The following is a 13,523-nucleotide window of genomic DNA, read 5'->3' on the forward strand; positions in this document are numbered from 1 at the left end:
GGCGGACGCCGCGTCCCTTAGTCCGCAACGGACGCAGGGGCAACCATGTGTTGCCGCCCCGGCGCGAAAGCTATCGCGCCAGCGAAGCGGCCACCATGCCGCGCGCCGCATTGCCGATGAAAAAGCCGCCCTCCAGATCGTGCGGGCGCAGATCCGCCTCTACCGCTTCCCCCATGTCGATCAAGCTTTGGCGCAGGATTCCGGGAAGCAGCCCGCGCCGCAGGGGCGGCGTCACCAGCTTGTCGCCGCGCTCCACGAAGATGGTGGAAAAACAGCCTTCGGTAAGGAAGCCCTGAGCATCGGTCATCAGCACTTCAAAGGTGCCGCCGCGGCGGAGCGCATCGCGATAGATCGAACGGTCGGTCGTCTTATGCCGCAGACGCAAATCCTCGGCGGTCGCGTCGCGGGAAACGATGGCCACATGCATGATCGCTTCCGGCCATGTGCGATAACCGCGCACCTCGATCGCGATCGAGCCCCGGCGCGATGCCAGCAGGCGCAGGCGGCTTTTCTCACGCAGGCGGAAAGTCGCGGCCTGAAGCTCGTTACGCACTTCATGCCGGTCGAAAACGAAGCCGAGCGCCTCCGCGCTGGCCTTCATCCTTTCCAGATGCAGTTCCAGCAGCCTGATGCCTTCGACCGGATCGAAAGCCATGGTTTCCAAAAGGTCGAAGCGTTCGTCAGCCAATGCCATTGCACCCATTGCAAAGCCTCACAAACGAGAGAAGTCAAGTATCGGCAAGAAACCGCCCCTTGGCCAGGCATTCCGCCCATTCCGACGCCGCGTCGGAATCCGCCACAATCCCAGACCCAAGGCCCAGACGGCCCAAGGCGCTGCCCTTTTCGACGCAAATGGTCCGTATGGCAACATTGAAGGCGGCGTCCCCTTCCGGGTCGATCCAGCCCATCGCGCCCGTATAGACGCCCCGGGCAAAGGGTTCGATGGCGTCGATGACCTCCATCGCCCGCACCTTGGGTGCCCCGGTGACGGAGCCGCAGGGGAAGAGGATACGCAGCACGTCCACGGGCGACAGGCCCGGCAGAACGCGAGAGCGCACGGTGGACACCATCTGATGCACGGTGGGGAAGGTTTCGACATGGAAAAGTTCGGGCACGGTGACGGTGCCCGCCCGCGACACGCGCGACAGATCGTTGCGGAGCAGGTCCACGATCATGAGGTTTTCGGCGCGCTGCTTCGCGTCATTTTCCAGCCATCGCGCCAGCGCCGCGTCACGAGCCGGATCGGCATCGCGCGGGGCGGTGCCCTTCATGGGCCGCGCCGTCAGCTGTCCGCGAACCTGCGTGAAGAACAGTTCGGGGGAGAAGGACAGGATATCGTGCCCGCCCGTGCGAATAACGCCGCCATAGCCCGCCGCGGCGCGGGGACGGACGGCGGCATAGAAGGCCATGAGATCGCCGGGAAGGGTCACGTCGCAGGGGAAGGTCAGGTTCGCCTGATAGATATCGCCGGCCCGGATATAGTCCTGCACACGCTCGAAGGCTTGACGATAAGCCGCTTCATCGATCAGGGGCCGGGGCGCCGCCATCGTGCCGGGCGACGGGGGAGGCAACAGATCCGCCAATTCGTTCGGGGCGATCAGGCGGCATCCCTCGAAAAGACCGAACCACAGCAAAGGCGGTGCGCCCGGCTGTGCTTTCTCCACCTGACGCAGGCCGATGGCGTGCAGGCGGTCTTCCAGCGCCAGCCCGGCTTCGTAGCTCAGGAACCCGGCGGCATGAAGGCCCTGCTCCTGCGCCTGCGCCAGACGGTCCAGCGCGGGTTGCACCTCAGCCTGATGCCGCGCCACGATTGTCGCCACCGGGTCGCGATAGAGCCGCGCCGGAGCGGCGTTATGCGCGCGCGCATCGTCGAACAAGGCAAAGACTTCAGAAGGTCCAGGCAAGCGCATAGCGCCCTCTTAACAGGCTTTGGCCAGCGCGGAAGGCGTTAGCGCCAGGGAAGGAACCGAAGATTCCTTCGTTGCCGCGCAAAACGAATCAGCCTAGCGGAACGGGCATGACCGACAGACAGCCATCGCGGCCGACCGACCGCCCTTTCGGCCCCGCTTTCGCGCTCGCCATAAGGGGGCGCTGTCCCGCCTGCGGTGAAGGCCGGATGTTCGCGGGCTATCTCAAGCCGGTCCATAGCTGCAGCCATTGCGGCCAGCGTTGGGACGTGCATCAGGCCGATGATTTCCCGGCCTATATCGTCATCCTGCTGCTGGGTCACATATTGGTGCCGCTGATGATAGAAGTGAACGCCGCCTTTTCCATTCCACTGGGATGGCAGGCAGTGATCTGGCCCGGCCTGGCGATCATCCTGTGCACTTTGCTGATCCAACCGGCCAAAGCGGCGGTCATCGCATTCCAGTGGACGCGAAGGATGCACGGCTTCGCATGATGGCGTGCGGTCAGTCCGGCTGACGCAGGAAATTCCGCTCCATCGCTTCACGCAGCGTTCCGTCGATCACGCGACGTCCTTCCGGGCCATGGGTGACGACGGTGGTGTCGCAGGTGGCGACGCAGACGCCCTTCTGGAATCCGGCGGAGCTGATGGTCCAGCTCGTGCGGCCGATATGGCCGATGGCGCAATGGACATCGAAGGGATAGGGGAAATGCGCTTCCTCGATGAAGCTCAGGGAAACGGCGGCGACCAGCCAGCGCACGCCCTGTTCCTGCGGATGGCGGCCCAGATGATGGTGAAACCGGATGCGCGCGGTTTCGAATATCCCCGATATCGCCACATTGTTGATGTGGCCCATCGTGTCGATGTCCTGGAAGCGTGTATCGATGCTGGTAACGAAATTATAGGCGTCGGGACTGAAACGCCAGGAATCGGGTTTTGCCATCTGCTGCTTTCCGCTGCGTGATCCTTTTCGTCATACTCGCGCAAGCCGCCGATGCAATCGCGACACGCGCATTATTACGGAAACTGCGGCCTTTTTAACACAGGGGAGGGCCACGCCCTGTTTTCGCACGGGATGGTGGACTTCGCGGCTGGGGCTTTCTAGCCTGCGCTTCCCTTTGCCCGGAGCGTGCCGATGCAACGATACAGCCTTGCCGCCATCTTCCTCCACTGGACCATCGCGATCCTGCTGGCTTTCCAGATCAGCGTCGGGTGGGCGCTGGAGGGCCTGGGCGCGCGCGGCTTCGCCCTGTTTCAGCTGCACAAGTCGATCGGCATCACCATCCTTGCGCTCACGCTGGCGCGGATCGCGGTGCGATATTGGAAACCGCGCCCCGCGCCGGTCGAAGGCGGGTGGCAGGGCGCGCTCGCCAAAACGGTTCATGGCGGGCTGTATCTTTTCATGATCGGCGCGCCGCTGACCGGATGGGCGCTGGTATCGACCGCCAAGGTGAAGGTGCCGACGCTGATTTTCGGCCTCATTCCCCTACCCCATCTGCCCCTGCCGATGCACGGGCACGAACTGGCGGAAGGCGCGCACGGCCTGCTCGCATGGATCGGCGTCGCGCTGTTCCTGCTGCATGTGGCGGGGGCGCTCCGCCATCATATTCTGCTGCGCGATGGACTGATCTGGCGGATGATGCCCGCGCGCTCGCCGGTGCTGATCCTGCTGTTGCCCGCGCTGGTCCTGGGCGGGCTGGCGCTGGGCAAGGCGATCCTTCCCGCCCCGGCGCCCAAGCCAGCGGCAGAGGCAGCACAACTGGCGGTGGCGGGGAATGTCATGGAGGCGGTGGAGAATGAGCCTGCGCCGGTCGAGAACGGCACGGACATAATGGATAATTCAGCGGCAGCGGCAGGGGCCGACAACGCCGCCCAGCCGGAGGAAAAGCCAGTCGGGCCGCCCCCCGCATGGACCATGCAGCCCGGCGGGCGGGTCAGCTTTTCAGTCGGCAATGGCGGCGAGACGATCAGCGGCAGTTTTTCGAAATGGACGGCCAAGATCGCGATGGACCCCGACCATCCGCAATCCGCCGACATCCGCGTCGACATCGATCTTGCGAGCGCGAGCGTCGGGGACGCCTATAAGGACGGGATGCTGCCCGGGGACGAATTTTTCGACGTGGCGGCGCATCCCTCCGCGCGCTTCGTGGCCAGGGGCGCGGAGAAGGCGGGTGCGAACAGCTATCGCGCATCGGGCACCTTGACCCTGAAGGGCGTCAGCCGCCCGCAGAACATCCGCTTCACCCTGTCAGGCGACGGCGCGACGCGGAAAGTGGCGGGTTCCGCGACCATCGCCCGCGCGCCCTTTGGCGTGGGGAACGGGGCCAGCAGCACCGGGCTGGACCCCAAAGTGTCAGTGGATTTCAGCTTCTCCGCCACCCGGCAATGACAATCGAGCCGGCACCCGCGAGCAGCCATGGATTCCCGCCGGAAATCATGGCATTTGCTGATCCATGAATGCTGAAAAACCGCCGAGCACACGCATCGAGGACGGAGTCTTTCTCGCCCTCGTCCTGCTGGTCACCATCGCCTTTGCCTGGGTGATCGAACCTTTTGCCGCGGCGATCCTGTGGGGCGTGATCGTGGCGATCCTCTTTGCGCCGGTGAACCAGCAACTATTGGCGTCGATGCCGGGACGGCGCAACGGCGCGGCGCTGCTGACGCTGCTTCTTATCCTTGTCATCGTCATCGTGCCCGCCATCGTGCTGGCGATGGCGCTGGTGCAGGAAGGGAGCTATTTTTACGGTCGCCTGCAATCGGGCCAGATCAATGTCGCGGAAATCTTCGACCGTTTCCAGGCCAGCCTGCCCCATTGGGCTTCGGCCTGGCTGGAACGGCTGGGCATCACCAATTTCGCGACGGTGCGGGACATGCTGAGCGACGGCATCGCATCGAGTTTCCAGACGCTTGCAGGGCAAGCCCTGTCGATCGGGCAAAGCGCCATGGGTTTCGTGCTGGCGCTGGGCGTGATGCTGTATCTCACATTCTTCCTGCTGCGCGATGGCAGCAATCTGGTCGCGATGCTCGACAGGGCCGCGCCCCTGCGCGCCACCCCGCGCCATGCGCTGATGCAGCAGTTCGTCATCGTCGTTCGCGCAACCATCAAGGGCAGCCTGGTCGTCGCCATCGTGCAGGGCCTGATCGGCGGCATCGCCTTCTGGGCGCTGGGGATACCGGGCGCGCTGCTGTGGGGCGTGCTGATGGGATGCGCGTCGCTATTGCCCGCCGTGGGCACCGGACTCGTCTGGGTGCCGGTCGCGATCTACCTGCTGGCGACAGGCGCGCTGGTGAAGGGGTTGATCCTCGTCTTTTGCGGCATATTCATCATCGGCATGGTGGACAATGTGCTGCGCCCCATCCTCGTCGGGCGGGAGACGCGGATACCCGATTATGTCGTGCTCATCACCACGCTGGGCGGGATCGAGCTGTTCGGCGTGAACGGCATCATCATCGGGCCGGTGATTGCGTCGCTTTTCATCGCCACATGGAACATCGTGACGCGGATGCGCCGCCCCGGCGGAATGGAGGGTCCGCTCGCCGACCGGACCGAATGAAGGCTTAGGGTCAGCGACATTCGGTTCTGGTCGGCTGCCAATGGCGTCGTTTCGTACTTCCGGTGCTCACGACCCTATAGGTCGCTGCGCGCCGGGTCACGAAAACCCACCATTTTCGTTCCACCATCTTCCGAATATCGCTGACCCTTTAGAGCGCCTCCAATCCGGCGCTGGCTTCCATCCAGGCTTCCTCAACGGCTTCCAGCTTCTTTTCGACGGCGGCGCGTTTCACCATCAGTTCAGTCATGGTCATCTTCGCCTCCGCCCCGCTCGCGGCCTTGGGATCGAACAGCGCCTGATCGATGCGGCTGCGTTCCGCGCCCAGGGTCGCCATTTCCTTTTCGGCCTTGCTGACGGCAGCTTTCAGGGCCTTTTGCTTTTCGCGCCATTCGGCGGCGTTGCGTTTTTCGGCCTTGCGGTCGGGCCTGGGCGTATCGCCGCCGCTGCCGTTGCTGTCCGCCTTACGCAGGACGATGTCGGTATAATCGTCGAGGCTGCCCGCAAACTCCTGCGCCGTACCGCCATCGACCAGCACGAGGCGGTCTGCGGCAAGTTCGATCATGTGGCGGTCATGGCTGACGATCACCACCGCGCCCGAATATTCGTTGAGCGCCTGCACCAGCGCCTCGCGACTGTCGACGTCAAGGTGGTTGGTCGGTTCATCGAGGATCAGCAGATGCGGCGCATCGCGCGTGATGAGCGCGAGGGCGAGACGGGCTTTCTCCCCGCCCGACATGCTACCGACCTTCTGCGTGGCGCGCTCGCCGGAAAAGCCGAAGCGGCCCAACTGGGCGCGGACGGCGGCGGGGGTCGCGCCCTTCATCACGCGGCTCATATGTTCAAGCGGCGTGTCGGTGACGTCCAGTTCCTCCACCTGATATTGCGTGAAATAGCCTACGCTCATCTTGGAAGAGCTGTTCATCGCGCCTTCCATGGGCGCAAGCTGCGCGGCCATCAGGCGTGCCAGCGTGGTCTTGCCATTGCCGTTGCGGCCGAGCAGCGCGACGCGGTCGTCCGGGTCGATACGCAGGTTGACACGTTTCAGGATCGGCGTGTCGCCATAGCCGACCGCCGCCATATCCATGGTGATGAGCGGCGGGCGCAGTTCGGGCGGGCTGGGGAAGGTGAAGGCCAGCGTCGGATCTTCGATGGCGGCCGCGATAGGCTGCATCCGCGCAAGCGCCTTGGCGCGGGACTGGGCCTGTTTGGCCGTGGAAGCACGCGCCGAGTTGCGGGCGATGTAATCCTGCAGCTTCTCCCGTTCGGCCTGCTGTTTCGAGCGGGCGGCTTCCTGCTGGGCGAGGCGTTCGGCACGCTGGCGCTCGAAGGCGTCATAGCCGCCGGGGTAGAGCGTCACCTTGCCCCCCTCCAGATGCAGGATGTGGTCGACCACATTGTTCAGAAGATCGCGCTCATGGCTGATGACGACCACGGTGCCGCGATAGTTTTTGAGGAAGCTTTCCAGCCACATCGTCGCTTCAAGGTCGAGATGGTTGGACGGTTCGTCGAGCAGTAGCAGTTCCGGCTCGGAAAAGAGCAGCGCGGCAAGGGCCACGCGCATCTTCCAGCCGCCCGAATAGCTATCGAGCGGGCGGCCCTGCATCTCCTCGTCGAAGCCGAGGCCGACGAGGATGCGGGCGGCGCGGGCGGGGGCGGTATAGGCATCGATGGCGTTCAGGCGCTCATAGATGTGGCCGAGGCGGTCGGGGTCTTCGGTATGCTCCGCCTCCGCCATCAGGGCGGCACGTTCCTTGTCGGCGGCCAGCACCGTTTCGAAGGGGGTGGCGGTGCCGGCAGGGGCTTCCTGCGCGATATAGCCCAGCCGCGTGTCGCGCGGCATGTCGCAACTGCCTTCGTCCGGGTCGATCTGGCCGATCATCACCTTCATCAGCGTGGACTTGCCCGCCCCGTTGCGGCCGATGAGGCCCACGCGGCTGCGCGGCGGCAACGCGACGCCGGCGCGGTCAAGGATGGTGCGTCCGCCAAGGCGCACGGTGATACCGTTCAAGTTAAGCATGGCGGCCCCCTAGCCTATTTTGGCGGCGGGGGGAAACCGGTGACGGCAGAGAAAGCGGGGTGACTGTTTTCGGCCAATAGCCGCCACCCCCCTTCCGTTCGGGCTGAGCCTGTCGAAGCCTGTCCTGAGCGGCGTCGCTCAGGGCGAACGGAGATGGGAATAGCGGACAGTCCACCTTCCACCCAAAACCAGTCTCTCCTACCCTTTCTTGGCCGGCACCTGTTCCGCATAAAGGGTGAACTGCGCGTGGAGCCCGCCTTGCGAAGACTGCCCTAGCCACAGGTCGAACAGGCCCGGTTCGGCGATGCGCTTGCTGCCGGACCCCACAAATTCCAGATCGGTGCGGGATAGGGAGAAGCGGGCCAGCCTGCTTTGCCCGGGGCCGAGCGTCACGCGCTCAATGCGTTTGAGTTCGCGGATCGGGCGGGTGCGGCTGGCCACCCTGTCGCGAATGTAGAGTTGCACCACTTCGCTGCCGGAGCGGTCGCCGGTGTTGCGGACGCGCGCCGTCACCTCGATAGCGCGGTCCCAGCGCAGCGCGGTGTCGGAGAGCTTCAAATCCTCCAGCGCGAATTGCGTGTAGGACAGGCCATGGCCAAAGGGAAAACGGGCGCTGTTGTCGGTGGTGGCATAGCGCGCCTTATATTCGGTGCCGCCATTGTCGGTGACGGGGCGTCCGGTGGATTTGCGATCGTAGAAGAAGGGCTCCTGCCCCGATTCCCATGGGAAGCTGACGGGGAGCTTGCCGGACGGGTCCGCCTTGCCAAAGAGAAGGTCGGCGATGGCGTGGCCGGTTTCGGAGCCGAGGAACCATGTCGCCAGGATCGCCTGCGCGTTCGCCACGCCGTCATGCAACGCCAGTGCGCGGCCGTGGCGGAGCATGATGATAACCGGCTTTCCGGTCATGGCGACGGCATCGGCCAGCGCCTGCTGCGCGGCGGGGATTTCAATGACGGTGCGGGACTGGGCCTCACCGGACATATCCTGGGATTCTCCTATGGCCAGGAGCACGATGTCGGCGGCCTTGGCGGCGTCCACCGCCCCTGCGATGCCATCGTCTATCGGTTTGCGGACGCCGCAGCCCTTGACGATGGTGAGCAGCGAGGGGTCGGGCATCGCCGCGCGCAAGCCGGTGGCGATGTCCACGCCCTTGTCGGGATCGCCATAGAAAGCCCACGGGCCGTAGAGATTCGCCTTATCCTCGCCGAAGGGACCGATGAGCGCGATCTTCTGCCGTTTCGCGGGATCGAGCGGCAGGACGCCTTCATTCTTGAGCAGCACGACCGAGCGGATCGCGGATTCGCGGGCCAGGGCGCGATGGGCGGGCGTGGCGATGCGGCTCTTTTCCGCCGCCTCGTCCAGCGAGCGATAGGGATTGTCGAACAGGCCGATGGCGGTCTTTACATAGAGGATGCGGCGGACGGCGACGTCGATGGTGCCTTCGGGCACCGCGCCGCTCTTCACCAGATCGGGCAGATATTTGATGAAGAGGCCGCTCTGCATCGACATGTCGACCCCGGCAAGCACCGCAAGCCGCGCGGCGTCCCGGTCATCCTGCGCGAAGCCATGAGCGACCAGTTCCTCGTCCGCCGTATAGTCGGAAAAGACGAAACCCCGGAAACCCATCTCGCCGCGCAGCAGATCGGTCAGAAGCTCCCGGTCGGCGGTGGCGGGGACGCCGTTGATCTCGTTGAAGGCGGCCATGGTCGTGAGCGCGCCCGCCGCGAAGGCCGAACCAAAGGGCGGGATATGGGTTTCGCGCAGCGTCTCGTCGGAAATGTCGACATTGCCATATTCCAGGCCCGCCGCCACCGCGCCATAAGCGGCGAAATGCTTGGGACAGGCGAGCAGGCTGTCGGCGCGGCGCAGATCGCCCCCCTGAAAGCCGCGCACGCGAGCGGCGGCGAACAGGCTGGTGAGGGTGACGTCCTCTCCCGCCCCTTCGACCACGCGGCCCCAGCGCTGATCGCGCGCCACGTCGACCATCGGCGCGAAGGTCAAATGCAGGCCCGCCGCCGTCGCTTCAACCGCCATGGCGCGGGACGTTCGGCGCGCCAGTTCCGGATCGAAGCTGGCCGCTTCGCCCAGCGGCACAGGAAAGACGGTCTTCAGCCCATGGATCACATCGCCCGCGAAAAGCAGCGGAATGCCGAGGCGGCTGTCCTTGACCGCGATGTCCTGCGCGCGGCGGCCACCCTCCACGCCGATGCCGTTGAAGAGGCACCCGACGCGCCCCTTGCGAATTTCCCCGGCGAGGCGCTTTTCGTCCTGGATGCCCACTTGCGGGTTAGGCGGATTGAACGGGCGGAAACTGTCGGCGAGGCAGGTCATCTGCCCGGCCTTCTCCTCCAGCGTCATGCGGGAGATAAGGTCGTCCACCCGCGCCACGTCACTGGCGGCAAGGGCAAAGGCCCGTCGCGACGCCGCGAGGCTCAGGGGTAAGGTCAGAAAAGACGCAAGGGATGCGGTCAGCAGGGAACGGCGGTCAAGGCTCATGCAGGCGGGCTAACAGGGTCCATATGAATATAGCTTGTCCGCCGAACGCATGAACCGAGCCATGTTGCAGCGCATCACGCCGAAGCGAACAGCTTGGTCCCTACCACGCCGATCACGGTCAGCGCCATGAAAGCGGCCTGCACCGGCGTCACCTTGTCCCCGAAAAGGATCACCCCGCCGATGATGACTCCCACCGCGCCAAGACCGGTCCAGATCGCATAGGCGGTTCCGGCGGGCAGGCCCCGCATCGCCAGCGCCAGCAGGCCCATGTTCACGAAGCTCAGGGTGATGGGCACCAGCGACGCCTGCCAATGTCCGACGGTGGCGGCCCATTTGAGGCTGAGCGCCCAGATGATTTCGGTGATAACCGCGATGCCAAGAATTAGCCACGCCATGTCCGCGCGTTCCTTCTGCTCAATCAGGCTCGGGAAAAAGGGGAAGCGTGCGGGCCGGAAACCCGAAAGAGGCGGCACGCCGGATATGCGATGGTGGACAGGGCTGGATTCGAACCAGCGTACGGGAAACCCGGGCAGATTTACAGTCTGCTGCCTTTAACCACTCGGCCACCTGTCCAGTCGCCTGACCGTTCCGGGGATGCCCGATCCGGTTGGAGGGCGCTCAATGACGAAAGGAGGCTTGCCTGTCAATGCTTCCCGTGAAAAGAGCGCGACATGAAGAAAAGAGGTCATCGCCCGACGGGGCACAAGGGCAATTATCCGCGCTTCTATGGACGCCATGCCGTGATCGCGGCGCTGGCGAATCCCGATCGCGTGGTGCGGAAGATATGGGGCACGCGCGATGCGCTGAACGCGCTGGAACTGCCGCCGGTGCTGCCCATCGTCTATGCCGACGTGGCCGATCTGGGGCGGATGGTCCCGTCGGACGCGCCGCATCAGGGGCTGGTGGCGGAAGTCGAGCCATTGGACGACGTATGGCTGGGCGATGCGCTGGAGGCTGGGCAGGACGACAAAAGGCCCGTTCTGGTGCTGGATCAGGTGACGGACCCGCATAATGTCGGCGCGATCCTTCGTTCGGCCGCCGCGTTCGATGCGCTCTGCATCGTGACGCAGGACCGCCACGCGCCCCCCGAATCGGGGGTGCTGGCGCGGTCGGCTTCGGGCGCGCTGGAAATCATGCCGTGGGTGCGCGTGGTGAATCTCGCCCGCGCGCTGGATGAGATTGCGGAGGCGGGATATTGGCGCATTGGCCTCGATGGAGAGGCCGATACCACGCTGGGCGAGGCAATCGGCGAATCGCGGGTCGCGCTGGTGCTGGGGGCCGAAGGCGAGGGCCTGAGGCATAACAGCATGGCGCATTGCGATATTCTGGCTAAACTGCCGATCAGTCCGCGGATGGAGAGCCTGAACGTCTCCAATGCCGCGGCCATCGCGCTCTACGCCGCCGCCAGCCGGTAGCGGCAGAAACGCAAGACAGGGGGTTGTCATGTCCGTTCTGACGCGCGCGGTCGCCGCGCTCTTGCCCATGTTGCTGCTGTCCGCCTGTCTGGTGACGCCGGGCAAATTCGATTCCACGCTCGATATCCGGGCCGACCGCAGCTTCACTTTCACCTACAAGGGTGAGATTATCGCGTCGGACATGGGCAAGGACCTGCCGGGCCCCGACGGGTTGGGCGACGAGCCGACCGACGATGCCGCGCCCACGACGCAGGACAGCGTCTACCACATGGCGGGGATCTGGCGGATCAAGGACGAAACCGCCGAACAATCCTTCGCCAACCGCAAGAACCCGGGCGACGACGCCAAAATGCAGGCGATTGCCGAAGCGCTGACCAAGGAAAAGGGGTTCCGCGCCGCGCGCTATATGGGCGATCACAAGTTCGAGATCGATTATGCGATCAGCGGCAGGCTGGATCACGCCTTTCTCTTTCCGTTCAACACGGACGCGCAGATCGTGCTGCCCTTCGTGGCGGTGGAACTACGCGGAGCCGATCGGTTGCGGGTGAAGGCGCCGGGCTTTTCCACCAGCTATGACAAGAGCCAGGGACCATCCATGGGCGGTTCGGACGATGATGCGGCCAAGGCGCTGGACGGCACCTTCACCCTGACCACCGACGCCGAAATCGTGGCGCAGAATCAGGAAGACGGCGCGCAGGACACGCCGCAGGGCAAGCGGATCGTCTGGAAAGTGACGCCGATGACGAGCGATGCACCCAGCGCGACGCTGCGAGTGAAGCCGTAAACCCGGCGGGAATGCGAACCGTGCCCCCGCAAAGGCAGGAGCACGGCGTGCTTGTCAGTCTTCCGGCGCGATGGTGACGCGCAGGCCGTCCAGATCGTCCGATATCATGATCTGGCAGGACAGACGGCTCTGTTCATTGCGGTGATCGGAACTGTCGAGCAGGTCATTCTCATCCTCGCTCATCGCCGGCAATTTATCAGCGAATGCGGGATCGATATAGACGTGGCAGGTCGCACAGGAACAGCAGCCACCACACAGCGCCAGCAATTCATCGAAGCCATTGTCGCGGACAATTTCCATCACCGACAGGCCATTGTCTCCATCGACAGCCCGTTCCTCGCCCTCACGGTTGACTACAATCAGCTTCGGCATTTACTCAATCCCCTCGAAAACATTTCCGCCGCTCTGGCGAAGGAGCCGGTGAAAATCAAGGGTCGGATAACGATTTCATGGTGGCGACAGCCGAACAGTTGCGCGAAAGCATCGACGCGATAGCCGCGCTGGAGCCCGGCTTTGCCGATGTGCTCAAAGACATAGGCTATCCGGGAACGCGGATGCGACCGGCCGGCTACGAAACCCTGCTTCGCACCATCGTGGGACAACAGGTGAGCGTCGCATCGGCGGCGGCGGTATGGCGCAGGCTGGAAGCGGAACTGGGCGCGGGATGCGAACCGGCGGCGCTGCTGGCGCGGGATTTCGACGCCTTGCGCGCCTGCGGCCTTTCCCGTCAAAAACAGGGCTATGCCCGCAGCCTTGCCGAACTGGTGACGAGCGGCGCGCTCGACCTGCATTCGCTGCCCGCCGATGACGAGGAAGCGATCGCGCAGTTGGTGCGGATCAAGGGTATCGGGCGCTGGTCGGCGGAAATCTACCTGCTCTTCGCGGAAGGGCGGCCCGACATCTGGCCCGCGGGCGACCTGGCCGTGCAGATCGCCATCGGCCGCATATTGGGCCTGCCTGAACGGCCGAGCGAGAAGATGATGCGCGATCTGGCCGAACGCTGGCGTCCGCACCGGGGGGCCGCGGCGATCATGGCCTGGCACCATTATAATACGGAGGTTCTTTAACACCCATGCCCCTGCCCCATGCCCGCTACATCGTCCTCAATCATGACGGCCAGTGGAAGATCAATCTCGACAACCGCTATTACGGTCCTTTCGCGACACAGGAGGCGGCTGTCGAGATGGCGACCGACACCGCGAAGAAAGCCGATTCGGCCGGCTATCCCGCTACCGTGCTGCTGATGAAGGGCACGGCGTTCGAGACATTGTGGACCAGCAGCGTTCCAGACCATCCGGGCTGAAGACCCCCTTCCCGGTTGGAACCGAACGGGAAGAACTGCATTATTGGG

At 64.5% G+C, this 13,523-nt stretch carries 14 protein-coding genes and 1 tRNA gene; 7 read left to right on the forward strand and 8 right to left on the reverse strand.

All coding sequences use genetic code 11. The annotated features are described in order from the left end of the window. Positions 1-70 precede the first annotated feature (70 nt). On the reverse strand, positions 71-694 hold the full coding sequence (locus ATN00_RS00080) for an aminotransferase class IV (protein ID WP_062060639.1): 624 nt from the start codon (positions 692-694) through the stop codon (positions 71-73). 34 nt (positions 695-728) lie between these two features. Then, entirely contained in the window at positions 729-1,910 is a 1,182-nt protein-coding gene (gene pabB, locus ATN00_RS00085; RefSeq protein WP_062060641.1) for an aminodeoxychorismate synthase component I, read from the reverse strand. Positions 1,911-2,017: 107 nt separating this feature from the next. On the opposite strand from pabB, the gene ATN00_RS00090 reads away from it, so the two are divergent. Beyond that, positions 2,018-2,401: a DUF983 domain-containing protein gene (locus ATN00_RS00090; RefSeq protein WP_062060643.1), complete on the forward strand. Its 384-nt coding sequence runs from the start codon at positions 2,018-2,020 to the stop codon at positions 2,399-2,401. Positions 2,402-2,411: 10 nt separating this feature from the next. Here the strand turns inward: ATN00_RS00090 and ATN00_RS00095 are convergent, their stop codons facing one another. Further along, a complete protein-coding gene (locus ATN00_RS00095) occupies positions 2,412-2,849 on the reverse strand; it encodes an acyl-CoA thioesterase (protein WP_062060645.1) in 438 nt (145 codons plus the stop codon). Between the two features lie 192 nt (positions 2,850-3,041). Here ATN00_RS00095 and ATN00_RS00100 point away from each other — a divergent pair, with 192 nt between their 5' ends. After that, the gene (locus ATN00_RS00100; RefSeq protein WP_062060647.1) at positions 3,042-4,295 is read left to right on the forward strand and encodes a YceI family protein; all 1,254 of its coding nucleotides are present in this window, start codon (positions 3,042-3,044) and stop codon (positions 4,293-4,295) included. A 64-nt stretch (positions 4,296-4,359) separates the two neighbouring features. Further along, positions 4,360-5,460 carry an AI-2E family transporter gene (locus tag ATN00_RS00105; RefSeq protein WP_062060650.1) on the forward strand — a complete coding sequence of 367 codons (1,101 nt, stop codon included), beginning with the start codon at positions 4,360-4,362 and terminating at the stop codon, positions 5,458-5,460. Between the two features lie 148 nt (positions 5,461-5,608). Here ATN00_RS00105 and ATN00_RS00110 read toward each other — a convergent pair whose 3' ends face one another. The 4 genes from ATN00_RS00110 to ATN00_RS00125 all read right to left on the reverse strand — a co-directional run bounded on the left by ATN00_RS00110 (position 5,609) and on the right by ATN00_RS00125 (position 10,546). Further along, a complete protein-coding gene (locus tag ATN00_RS00110; RefSeq protein ID WP_062060653.1) occupies positions 5,609-7,477 on the reverse strand; it encodes an ABC-F family ATP-binding cassette domain-containing protein in 1,869 nt (622 codons plus the stop codon). Positions 7,478-7,675: 198 nt separating this feature from the next. After that, positions 7,676-9,973 carry a glycoside hydrolase family 3 N-terminal domain-containing protein gene (locus ATN00_RS00115; protein WP_062060656.1) on the reverse strand — a complete coding sequence of 766 codons (2,298 nt, stop codon included), beginning with the start codon at positions 9,971-9,973 and terminating at the stop codon, positions 7,676-7,678. Positions 9,974-10,047: 74 nt separating this feature from the next. Further along, positions 10,048-10,368 carry a DMT family transporter gene (locus tag ATN00_RS00120; protein ID WP_062068200.1) on the reverse strand — a complete coding sequence of 107 codons (321 nt, stop codon included), beginning with the start codon at positions 10,366-10,368 and terminating at the stop codon, positions 10,048-10,050. A 91-nt stretch (positions 10,369-10,459) separates the two neighbouring features. After that, positions 10,460-10,546 (reverse strand) — tRNA-Tyr (locus ATN00_RS00125). A 98-nt stretch (positions 10,547-10,644) separates the two neighbouring features. Between ATN00_RS00125 and ATN00_RS00130 the strand changes: the two genes are divergently transcribed. Together ATN00_RS00130 and ATN00_RS00135 are read left to right on the forward strand one after the other, a co-directional pair. Beyond that, positions 10,645-11,388 (forward strand): TrmH family RNA methyltransferase, encoded by a 744-nt coding sequence (locus tag ATN00_RS00130; protein ID WP_062060659.1) that lies wholly within the window; start codon positions 10,645-10,647, stop codon positions 11,386-11,388. A 28-nt stretch (positions 11,389-11,416) separates the two neighbouring features. Next, positions 11,417-12,172: a hypothetical protein gene (locus tag ATN00_RS00135; protein WP_062060662.1), complete on the forward strand. Its 756-nt coding sequence runs from the start codon at positions 11,417-11,419 to the stop codon at positions 12,170-12,172. Positions 12,173-12,226: 54 nt separating this feature from the next. On the opposite strand, the gene ATN00_RS00140 is transcribed toward ATN00_RS00135, so the two are convergent. Then, on the reverse strand, positions 12,227-12,544 hold the full coding sequence (locus ATN00_RS00140; protein ID WP_062060665.1) for a 2Fe-2S iron-sulfur cluster-binding protein: 318 nt from the start codon (positions 12,542-12,544) through the stop codon (positions 12,227-12,229). 77 nt (positions 12,545-12,621) lie between these two features. On the opposite strand from ATN00_RS00140, the gene ATN00_RS00145 reads away from it, so the two are divergent. Together ATN00_RS00145 and ATN00_RS00150 are read left to right on the forward strand one after the other, a co-directional pair. Beyond that, positions 12,622-13,239, forward strand: a complete 618-nt coding sequence (locus ATN00_RS00145) for a DNA-3-methyladenine glycosylase family protein (protein WP_062060668.1) — start codon at positions 12,622-12,624, stop codon at positions 13,237-13,239. Positions 13,240-13,244: 5 nt separating this feature from the next. Continuing rightward, on the forward strand, positions 13,245-13,475 hold the full coding sequence (locus ATN00_RS00150; protein WP_062060671.1) for a DUF2188 domain-containing protein: 231 nt from the start codon (positions 13,245-13,247) through the stop codon (positions 13,473-13,475). Positions 13,476-13,523: the final 48 nt, after the last annotated feature.

It is taken from the genome of Sphingobium baderi (assembly GCF_001456115.1).
Taxonomy (GTDB): Bacteria; Pseudomonadota; Alphaproteobacteria; order Sphingomonadales; family Sphingomonadaceae; genus Sphingobium; species Sphingobium baderi_A.

Bases quoted from the DNA above. Each gene is read 5' to 3' on its own strand.
- ATN00_RS00080 (WP_062060639.1), bottom strand. From the start codon at position 694: ATGGCATTGGCTGACGAACGCTTCGACCTTTTGGAAACCATGGCTTTC.
- pabB (WP_062060641.1), bottom strand. From the start codon at position 1,910: ATGCGCTTGCCTGGACCTTCTGAAGTCTTTGCCTTGTTCGACGATGCG.
- ATN00_RS00090 (WP_062060643.1), top strand. From the start codon at position 2,018: ATGACCGACAGACAGCCATCGCGGCCGACCGACCGCCCTTTCGGCCCC.
- ATN00_RS00095 (WP_062060645.1), bottom strand. From the start codon at position 2,849: ATGGCAAAACCCGATTCCTGGCGTTTCAGTCCCGACGCCTATAATTTC.
- ATN00_RS00100 (WP_062060647.1), top strand. From the start codon at position 3,042: ATGCAACGATACAGCCTTGCCGCCATCTTCCTCCACTGGACCATCGCG.
- ATN00_RS00105 (WP_062060650.1), top strand. From the start codon at position 4,360: ATGAATGCTGAAAAACCGCCGAGCACACGCATCGAGGACGGAGTCTTT.
- ATN00_RS00110 (WP_062060653.1), bottom strand. From the start codon at position 7,477: ATGCTTAACTTGAACGGTATCACCGTGCGCCTTGGCGGACGCACCATC.
- ATN00_RS00115 (WP_062060656.1), bottom strand. From the start codon at position 9,973: ATGAGCCTTGACCGCCGTTCCCTGCTGACCGCATCCCTTGCGTCTTTT.
- ATN00_RS00120 (WP_062068200.1), bottom strand. From the start codon at position 10,368: ATGGCGTGGCTAATTCTTGGCATCGCGGTTATCACCGAAATCATCTGG.
- ATN00_RS00130 (WP_062060659.1), top strand. From the start codon at position 10,645: ATGAAGAAAAGAGGTCATCGCCCGACGGGGCACAAGGGCAATTATCCG.
- ATN00_RS00135 (WP_062060662.1), top strand. From the start codon at position 11,417: ATGTCCGTTCTGACGCGCGCGGTCGCCGCGCTCTTGCCCATGTTGCTG.
- ATN00_RS00140 (WP_062060665.1), bottom strand. From the start codon at position 12,544: ATGCCGAAGCTGATTGTAGTCAACCGTGAGGGCGAGGAACGGGCTGTC.
- ATN00_RS00145 (WP_062060668.1), top strand. From the start codon at position 12,622: ATGGTGGCGACAGCCGAACAGTTGCGCGAAAGCATCGACGCGATAGCC.
- ATN00_RS00150 (WP_062060671.1), top strand. From the start codon at position 13,245: ATGCCCCTGCCCCATGCCCGCTACATCGTCCTCAATCATGACGGCCAG.